At 55.7% G+C, this 575-nt stretch carries 1 protein-coding gene; it reads right to left on the minus strand.

Translation table 11 applies throughout. The features are described 5' to 3' along the window. A partial coding sequence (locus FRW57_RS22660) for an FAD-dependent oxidoreductase (protein ID WP_152187142.1) occupies positions 1-359 on the minus strand: 359 nt, incomplete at its 3' end. Positions 360-575 lie beyond the last annotated feature (216 nt).

The raw sequence follows: 575 nt of genomic DNA on the forward strand, positions 1-575 counted from the left end.
TGTTGTTTAACTGTGTCGGCGACAATCGGGATCAAACCCTGTGCAATCCGCTTGGTGTCGGCATCATTGGCGTGCGACATATATCTGCGCAGCCTTGGCAGCAGCTTGTGCAGATACGTCCAGCGCATGAACAGTGGGAAGTCACTGTCGAGCAACATGCCGGGCGCCTTTTTCATCAATCCGGGGCCTGTAACTGGCACCATGGCGCAGGCAGCCAACACACCGGCGTTGCCGTGGGACGTGCCTGTTCCGGGCGCGCCACGGTCGACCACGGTGACCTCGACGCCCGCGCGCCGCAGCCAGATGGCCGTTGAAATGCCAACGATTCCCGCACCGATAACAACGACGTGCCGGGTCATGTCAGAGCCCCTTGTAAGCTGTTTGACGTCACGTAACGATTCTCCCCAAAAGCATCATTGCACGAAAAACGAAAACATCAACAAAATGTTTACAAATTGTCATCGTTGGAATTCGACCTTGTCAGCTGCCTTGTCGCACCGCATTGATCTTGCATGGGTGACATGCTGCAAAACAGGTCAGGCGCGCGGTTGGGCATTCTGATGCTTGATACGCAA

This window comes from Segeticoccus rhizosphaerae, assembly GCF_009192725.1.
Lineage (GTDB): Bacteria > Actinomycetota > Actinomycetes > Actinomycetales > Dermatophilaceae > Segeticoccus > Segeticoccus rhizosphaerae.